Source organism: Herbaspirillum lusitanum P6-12 (assembly GCF_000256565.1).
In the GTDB taxonomy this organism is placed as follows: Bacteria; Pseudomonadota; Gammaproteobacteria; order Burkholderiales; family Burkholderiaceae_D; genus Herbaspirillum; species Herbaspirillum lusitanum.
Genome location: NZ_AJHH01000436.1, coordinates 1 through 7,511, shown reverse-complemented (window position 1 = coordinate 7,511; position 7,511 = coordinate 1). Strand labels below are relative to the sequence as shown.

Annotated in this window: 11 protein-coding genes; 3 read left to right on the top strand and 8 right to left on the bottom strand. The window is 63.3% G+C overall.

Annotation, left to right across the window (positions count from 1 at the left end; all coding sequences use genetic code 11):
* Positions 1 to 336 (bottom strand): cupin domain-containing protein (locus tag HLUSI_RS0114020; RefSeq protein WP_029363518.1); only part of this gene is annotated, 336 nt, incomplete at its 3' end.
* A gap of 187 nt (positions 337 to 523) precedes the next feature.
* Between HLUSI_RS0114020 and HLUSI_RS0114015 the strand changes: the two genes are divergently transcribed.
* Positions 524 to 1,060, top strand: a complete 537-nt coding sequence (locus tag HLUSI_RS0114015) for a carboxymuconolactone decarboxylase family protein (protein WP_016834563.1) — start codon at positions 524 to 526, stop codon at positions 1,058 to 1,060.
* Positions 1,061 to 1,132: 72 nt separating this feature from the next.
* Here HLUSI_RS0114015 and HLUSI_RS0114010 read toward each other — a convergent pair whose 3' ends face one another.
* The 5 genes from HLUSI_RS0114010 to HLUSI_RS0113990 form a co-directional block, all read right to left on the bottom strand.
* Positions 1,133 to 1,627, bottom strand: coding sequence for a hypothetical protein (locus tag HLUSI_RS0114010; RefSeq protein WP_016834562.1), 495 nt, complete (start codon positions 1,625 to 1,627; stop codon positions 1,133 to 1,135).
* Between the two features lie 138 nt (positions 1,628 to 1,765).
* Complete coding sequence (locus tag HLUSI_RS0114005) at positions 1,766 to 2,215, bottom strand: DUF2325 domain-containing protein (RefSeq protein WP_016834561.1); 450 nt, start codon at positions 2,213 to 2,215, stop codon at positions 1,766 to 1,768.
* 78 nt (positions 2,216 to 2,293) lie between these two features.
* On the bottom strand, positions 2,294 to 2,992 hold the full coding sequence (locus HLUSI_RS0114000; RefSeq protein WP_016834560.1) for a helix-turn-helix transcriptional regulator: 699 nt from the start codon (positions 2,990 to 2,992) through the stop codon (positions 2,294 to 2,296).
* A gap of 109 nt (positions 2,993 to 3,101) precedes the next feature.
* Positions 3,102 to 3,473 (bottom strand): VOC family protein, encoded by a 372-nt coding sequence (locus HLUSI_RS0113995; protein ID WP_016834559.1) that lies wholly within the window; start codon positions 3,471 to 3,473, stop codon positions 3,102 to 3,104.
* Between the two features lie 108 nt (positions 3,474 to 3,581).
* Positions 3,582 to 4,586 (bottom strand): bile acid:sodium symporter family protein, encoded by a 1,005-nt coding sequence (locus tag HLUSI_RS0113990; RefSeq protein WP_016834558.1) that lies wholly within the window; start codon positions 4,584 to 4,586, stop codon positions 3,582 to 3,584.
* A gap of 142 nt (positions 4,587 to 4,728) precedes the next feature.
* Here HLUSI_RS0113990 and HLUSI_RS0113985 point away from each other — a divergent pair, with 142 nt between their 5' ends.
* Positions 4,729 to 5,580: a LysR family transcriptional regulator gene (locus HLUSI_RS0113985; RefSeq protein WP_016834557.1), complete on the top strand. Its 852-nt coding sequence runs from the start codon at positions 4,729 to 4,731 to the stop codon at positions 5,578 to 5,580.
* Positions 5,581 to 5,624: 44 nt separating this feature from the next.
* Positions 5,625 to 6,068 carry a PaaI family thioesterase gene (locus tag HLUSI_RS0113980; protein ID WP_016834556.1) on the top strand — a complete coding sequence of 148 codons (444 nt, stop codon included), beginning with the start codon at positions 5,625 to 5,627 and terminating at the stop codon, positions 6,066 to 6,068.
* Here the strand turns inward: HLUSI_RS0113980 and HLUSI_RS0113975 are convergent.
* Together HLUSI_RS0113975 and HLUSI_RS0113970 are read right to left on the bottom strand one after the other, a co-directional pair.
* Positions 6,065 to 6,472 (bottom strand): hypothetical protein, encoded by a 408-nt coding sequence (locus HLUSI_RS0113975; protein ID WP_016834555.1) that lies wholly within the window; start codon positions 6,470 to 6,472, stop codon positions 6,065 to 6,067. The two genes, HLUSI_RS0113980 and HLUSI_RS0113975, sit on opposite strands and share 4 nt — an antisense overlap.
* 11 nt (positions 6,473 to 6,483) lie before the next feature.
* The coding region (locus HLUSI_RS0113970) for a DUF342 domain-containing protein (protein WP_016834554.1) at positions 6,484 to 7,511 on the bottom strand (1,028 nt) is incomplete at its 5' end.

The window sequence follows — 7,511 nt, the reverse complement described above, 5'->3', positions numbered from 1 at the left end:
TTCCGCGCCGGCGCCGCCATTTTCCATGCGTATCAATAAATCATCGCTGCGCGTGGCGACCTGCTGCGCGATCGCCTTTCCCCGCCCCGCGTGCAGCTTGTGCGCGCTGCCGCGCGGAAACACCACGATGTCGCCGGCCTGCAGCGCCACGCCGCGTTCGCCGTTGGCTTCCATCAGCGCGTCGCCGGACACGATCATGTGATAGCGCACCACGCCGGGCGCCGACGTCGGTTCGGGCAACTGCCACGGCGCGCCGAAGTGGCAGCGAATGTCGAGCGTGGTGCGTACGGGATAGAGCTGAAGCAGGCGGCTCAGGGTGTCGGTGGCGTGGTTCATGGCGGAAAGACCCGGAAAAGTCTGATTGGTACGATTAGTCAATTAATTGGCGTATTTTGCCATTAAAAATATCGTTCCGGCTCCCTATACTTCTTTCCATACCGCGCTCGATTGCAACGGCGCCGGTTGTGAACATATTCCAATTCAATTTGTTTGCTCTTATTTTTTCTTACTGAAAGGAAGCATCATGCCCCGTCTCCATACTCAAGATATCTCCACCGTCACCGGCCCGGCCGCGCAACTGTTTACCGCCATCAAGGGCGCGGTCGGCAAGGTCCCCAACGCCTATGCCGACATCGGCTCCAACAGCCCGGTAGCGCTGGAAGCCGCACTCAACCTGGATGCAGCGTTGCGCAAGAGCTCGCTCAAGGGCAAGCAGGTCGAAGCCATCAAGCTGGCGGTCAGCGAAGCAGTGGAGTGCGATTACTGTCTCGCTGCGCACTCGCTGATGGCCAAGAAGCTGGGCTTCTCGGCCGAAGCCGTGATCGGCCTGCGCCGCGCCGAAGCATCCGGCGACGCGCAACTGGATGCACTGACCGTGTTCGTGCGGGAGCTGGTGACCACTCGCGGCACCGTGCCGGCGGCATCCGTCGCCGCGGTCAAGGCGGCCGGCTACAGCGACGCGCAGATCGTCGACACCTTGCTGGCGGTGACCGCGATCACCTTCACCAACCTGTTCAATCGCGTCAACGACACGGTGCTGGATTTCCCGGCAGCGGATTGATCGGTACTGCAGAAAAGAAAACGGCCTCAGCATGAAGCGAGGCCGTTTTTTTGCATTCTGAGTGCGCAAGCGTTATTGCTTGCCCGGCACCAGGTACTTGGATTTGGCGCAGTAGATCTTGGCCTTGGTATCGGCGTAGGCGATCACGCTGCCGGCCTGCGACTGGCGCAGCGAATATTTGGTGGCGTCATCCAGCGTGAAGCGGATGCCGACGCTCTTGGTGATGGCATCGCTCAGCGCTTGCGGCGTGCCGTTGATATTGGCGCCGATGAAATCGGCCGGGCTGCTGCTGTCGTTGACCAGGATATCGGTGACTTCCATGCCCCAGAGATTGCTGCCGGCGGCCTTGAACCAGTAGGCGCCGCCTTCGGTCTTGTACGGCTTGCCGAAGGCTTCGAAAAGATAATCGTAGAAATATTTGCTGTTGAGCTGATTGAGGCACAACAGCGCGTTGCCGACTTCAATGCCGAAGGTCGCCGCTGGCGCCGCGTGGGCGACGCCGTTCATGCCGGCAAGGCCCGGCGCCAGCAGCGCGCAGGCAAGCGCGATGCGATGGATGGTTTTCAAACAGACTCCCTGGTGCGCGTGGCGTCGCTAGCTGATGCTCCGACGCCATCGAATAATCGAAACGGTGATGATGCGTTGCGCAGATTGTAGGGGGCTTTTGAGTTTTTGGCTAACGGCCTCGCAGGGAGTAGAGATGGATCAGGCGTGCCGTCCGGATTTGAGCACGGTCTCGCCGCGTTGCGAAGACGACAACTTGCCGCTCAGGCTGCCGAGTCCGTCGATGAAGGAGGCGATGCCGGTGCCCTTGACCATGACGCAGGGCTTGCCCAGTTTCTTGCAGAGTTGTTTGACCAGGTGGTAGGCGTTGTGGCTGATGTTGCCGGAGGCGCACAGCACCATGTCGGCGCCGTTCAGCATCGGTTGCAGGCGGTGCAGGCTGTCTTCGCGGCCGCCGTCGTGGTGGATGAACTTGCCGTGGCGCTCTTCGATGGCGACGCGATAATGATTGCGCGCGCCGGTCAGGCCGCCGACGCACAAGACACAGCGGTCGGCCAGGCTGAAGCCGGCGTTGGCTGCCATCGCGGATGAAGAGATTGGCGAAGAAGCGGATGCGGTAACCGGATTGTTCTTGTTCGTCGCGCGGTGCATGGAGACCTCGGCCTGGTTGTCGTGACTTGCAGACTAAACCGAAGCCGCGCCGATGCGAACGAAGAAATCGGCATCTGGTTATGCGGAATCCTGATACTGCGATTTACGTACAGCGCGCACGAAGTCGGCCAGGCGCTTGCCGCTCTCGTCCGGATAGGTGTGCGCCGGCATCATCGCGCGCACGCGATCGAGCCGGAACGAACGAAAGTCGCTGCGCGTTTCGCACCACGCGGCGATTGACCAGCCGCCGCCCCAGAAGTACAGCGCCAGCGGCCACACGATGCGCTGCGTGGCCTGGCCGCGCGCGTCGACGTAATCGAGTTGCAGCGTGCAACGCTTGCCGATGGCCTGGCGGATTTCTTCCAGCCGCTCGCCATGGGCCTGATCGATGTGGAAGCTGGGCGCAAACAAGGCGGTGTTTTCGACGAAGTCGCGTTTGTCCTTGGGCAGCGCCAGCACGATCTTGGCCAGCGAGGCCGCCGCCGACGCGGCCAGTTGCGGACCGCCCCAGGCCTGCACCATGCGCATGCCGATCACCAGCGCGTCGATTTCGTCAGGCGAGAACATGAGCGGAGGGAGATCGAAACCGGTCTTGTTGATGCGATAGCCGACACCCGCCTCGCCCTGCACCGGCACGCCCGACAGCGACAGGTCGCGGATGTCGCGATACACCGTGCGCTCCGATACCGACAGCCATTCGGCCAGTTGGCGCGCCGTGGTGAGACGGCGCCCGCGCAGGTACTGGGTGATCTGGAACAGGCGGTCGGCTCGGCGCATGGATTTTGGCAACAGGGGAAATGGCTGCCATTCTGGCATGAGTCGCAGGCGCCGCCCACCACGATCTGTTGATGCAGGTGGGCATGGTTGCAGGCGCTTATTGTTTCTTTTACTTCATCGCATGCAACGCCACGCGGTTGCCTTCGGTGTCGATGAAGTGGGCGATGTAGCCGAGCTGCTTCGGCAGTTCCAGCTTGTCGAGCACGACCTTGCCGCCGGCTGGCGCGATGCGGTCGATGGCTTGCTGGATCGATGCGCCGGCGTCGAGGTACACCAGCACGCCGTCGGTGCTGGGCTTGAAGGCCTGGGTTTCGGTCAGGCAGCCGCAGCTTTCCTTGGCGGCGTTGTGGAAGATCGCCATCGGCGCCGCGTCGAAATCGGTTTCGACGTGCAGCTTGGCGTTGAATACGGCTTCGTAGAACTTGGTCGCACGCGACAGGTTGGTGACGGGGATTTCGAACCAGTTGATTTGCGTTGTCATGATGTCTTCCTTTTTCTTGGTTGAGAGATATGCCGGAGGGCATGGAAGACATCATGATCCAGGGCTACTGACACCATCCTGTCAGTAGCCTTTGGAGGAGGTAAGCGATCAGGCGGTTTGCGCCTTGCCGTCGGCGGCGGCCTGCAACAAATCATCGGCATCCTGACGTTCCGCATAGCGCCGCGCCAGTATCGCGCACAGCATCAGCTGCATCTGGTGGAATACCATAATGGGCAGCAGCACGATGCCCACGCCGCTGCTGCTGAACAGCACCGACGCCATCGGGATGCCCGAGGCCAGCGATTTTTTCGAGCCGCAGAACACCAGCACGATTTCATCGGCGCGCGCAAAGCCCAGCGCGCGGCTGCCGAAGGTGGTCAGCGTCAGCACGCCGCCCAGCAGAATGGCGTTGACCAGCACCAGCAGCGCCAGCTGTTGCGGCGGGAACAGATGCCACACGCCTTGCGCCACCGCCACGCTGAACGCGGCATACACCGCCAGCAGGATGCCGCCGCGATCGACCACCGCCAGCAAGCCTTTCTTGCGCAGCACCCAGTCGCCGATCCACGGCCGCAGTACGTTGCCCAGCACGAACGGCAGCAGCAGTTGCAGCAGGATGCCGCTGACTTGTCGCAAGCCGCCGCCGTCGTGATGGCGGTGCAGCAGCAGCGTCACCAGGACGGGCGTGAAGACGATGCCCAGCAGGTTCGAGGCGGTGGCGCCGCAGATCGCCGCCGGCACGTTGCCGCGCGCAATCGAGGTGAAGGCGATCGACGATTGCACGGTCGACGACAGCGTGCAGACGAACAGCACGCCCAGCCACAACTCCTGCGTCAGCAAGCCGGGAAACAGGTGCTGCAGGGCCAGCCCGAGCAGTGGAAACAGCACGAAGGTACAGGCCAGCGTCAGCAGGTGCAGGCGCGGCTGCTTGAAACCGGACAGCGCCGCTTCGCGCGACAGCCGCGCGCCGTGCAGGAAGAACAGCAGCGCGATGGCGGTGTTGCTGGCCAGGTGCATGAGTTCTTCGAAGCGGCCGGTGGCCGGCAGCAGCGTGGCGAGCAGGACGGTGCCGAGCAGCATCCAGGTGAAGGTGTCGGGGAAGTAGCGTTTCATGATGGCAAGAAGGAAGAAGGAAGAAGGCCGAAGCAGCCTTTGCCACATGATAGGAAAAAGGCCTATCATCGGGAACCCCTTTAATCATCCGAACTGTAATCGGATATGCCGATAAGCGGATGCATATGTGTCAGGAGCACCCATGTTCAATCCGGTCTGGCTCAAGACCTTCACCACCGTGGCCGCTTCCAGCAGCTTCAGCGAGGCCGGTCGCCGGCTCGGGCTGACGCAGTCGAGCGTGAGCGACCACATCCGCCGTCTCGAGGACGGCAGCGGCCGACGGTTGTTCGTGCGCGACACGCATTCGCTGGCGCTGACCGCGGACGGCGAGAGCCTGCTGGTGCACGCGCGCCTGATTCTCGAAGCGCACGCCCGCGCCGAGGCCCAGTTCACCGCGCCCAGGCTGCGCGGGCGGGTGCGCTTCGGCGCCCCGGACGATCTGGCGATGGGACCTTTGCCGGACATGCTGGCGGCGTTCCGCAACAAGCATCCCGAAGTCGAGCTGGAAATCACCATCGGCCTCACCGGCGAGCTGTACCAGCGCCTCGACAACGGCGACCTCGACCTGATCGTCGGCAAGCGCCGTCCCGGCGAGCAGCGCGGGCAGGCCATGTTCCGCGTACCGCTGGTCTGGCTGGCGCGGCCGGAAACCGTGGTCGACCTGGCGCAACCGCTGCCGCTGATCCTGCTGCCCGAGCCGAGCGTGACGCGCGCGGCGATCCTGGCCACCCTGGGGGCGGCAGGACGTCACTGGCGCATCGTCTGCACCAGCGGTAGCCACGCCGGCTGCATGGCGGCGGCGCGCGGCGGCCTCGGGCTGACCGTGCTGCCGCAGCACCTGGCGTCACGCGAACTGAGCCTGCCGGTCAACCATGCCAGCCTGCCGGTGTTTCCCGATGTCGAGTATGTGGCCTTGGCGGCAAAACGCCTGAGCCGTCCGGCCGACACGCTGTTCCAGATATTGATGGCGAGCGAACTGCATGCGCGGAAGTGACGAAATGAGTTAGCATCGACGAACAAAAAATACAGGAGACAACGATGACAGGTACGCTTGTGCAGGCAGTGGATGCGGACATGATCCGCCGCGTCGAAGAGAGTTTTTCACGGCAGGGCGCGCTGCGCACCATCGGCGCGCGGCTGCACAGCGTGACGCCGGGACTGGTCGAGATTCGTCTCGATTTTCGTCCCGAGCTGGGCCAGCAGAACGGTTTCCTGCACGCCGGCATGAGCACCACGATTGCCGACACTGCGGGCGGCTATGCCGCGATGAGCCTGTTCGAGGCCGGCGAAGAAGTGCTGACCACGGAGCTCAAGCTGAATCTGCTGGCGCCGGCGCAGGGGGAGTATTTCATCGGCCGCGGCAGGGTGGTCAAGAGCGGCAGGACGCTGACCATTTGCCAGATCGAAGTGGGCGCGGTGCGCGACGGAAAGGAAACGCTGTGCGCCTACGGCATCATCACCGCGATGCGCATGAAGGCTTAAGAAAGCGCCAGGGCGGCGTCGACCACCAGCTCCGGCCGGTTCAGCGCACGGATGCGGCGGTCGACAAAATAGCCTCCCGCTTCGGTATAGCGCAGATAGCAGCGGCCGCAGACCTTGCAGGCGGCGACATTGCAGCGGTTGTAGGGGAAATGGCGCGGCGCCACCGGCGCGTCGGCCGATTCGTAGCGGGTGCCGCCGGGATGGTATTCGGCGAAGCCGGGTTCATCGTAGGGATCGGGCAGCAGCGTGCCGATGTCTTGCAGCAGGGTTTCGGGAAAGGACAGCGGCGTGCTGGTCCATGCTGCAAGGCTTGCTTCGTTGCAGGCGCAGGCGACCGTCACGGCCGCGCTGCGTTCGGCCAGGGTGCGCAAGCCGGCGCCGTCCAGCACGGGTAAATCAACCATCGCTTGCTTCCTTATTTTCCGCCGAAGGAAATCTTGCCGCCCTGCAGCTGCGCGGTACCGCCGCCGAGGTCGCTGAGCACTTGCCAGACCTGTTTTGCGATGCGCATTTCCACGCCTTCGTAGACGGCCTTGACGGCGACGATGCGCGCCGATTCCGCTGCGACCAGATCTTCCTTCATCTCGTTTTGCTCGGCCACCAGGTCCTTGACCTCTTGCGCCAGCAGCTTGCGATTGAGTTCGGCTTCTTCGCCGGCGCCGTTGCGCGCTTTCTCGGGATTCTGCTTGTAATGGGCCAGCTGCTTGATGACGCGGTTGAGGTCGTCGAGTTTGCGCTGGAATTCCTGTTCCTTGGCGCGCAGCTTTTCTTCCAGATAGGGATCGAGGCCGACCTGGATCCTGGTGGTGGCGGCGCTTGACGAGCCGAACGCGACCGCCTTGATCAGCATGGTGGCCTGGGCGCGGCCACCGATGATCTGGCCCAGCTTGGGATTGGTCTTGCCGACCAGGATCTCGTTGCCGGCAAGCATTTCGCACTGGCGCGCATTGCCGGCCAGCATAATGCTGTCGCCCGCTTCGATGTGCGCGCTTTCGGCAAACAGCGCCTGCACGCAACCTTCCGCCTTGACCTTGGCGACGATGGACGCCATGCCGGGTTGGGTTTCGGCGTGGCCGATGATGCCGCCCTTGACGGTGATGTTGCCGCCGGCAATGATCTCGGCCGCTTCCACCGTGCCGCCGACGAAGACATCGCCGGACACGCGCAGGCGCATGCCGGTCTTGACGTCGCCCTTGATCTTGACCGTACCGGAAAACTCGACGTTGCCGGTGCTCAGGTCGACATCCTCGATCTCGACGATGGGGTTGATCTTGACGCCGTTGGTGATCAGCTGCGGTTGGCCGGCGATGGCCGCGACCAGCAGGTCGGGGTCGTCCTTGGAGGGTTCGGCGCCGACGCAGTCCTTGTTGAAACCGAGATCCGGAACCGGCAGCGCAGGCACCGCCTGGCCCTTGATGTTGACGCCGTTGACGCCCGGCACCG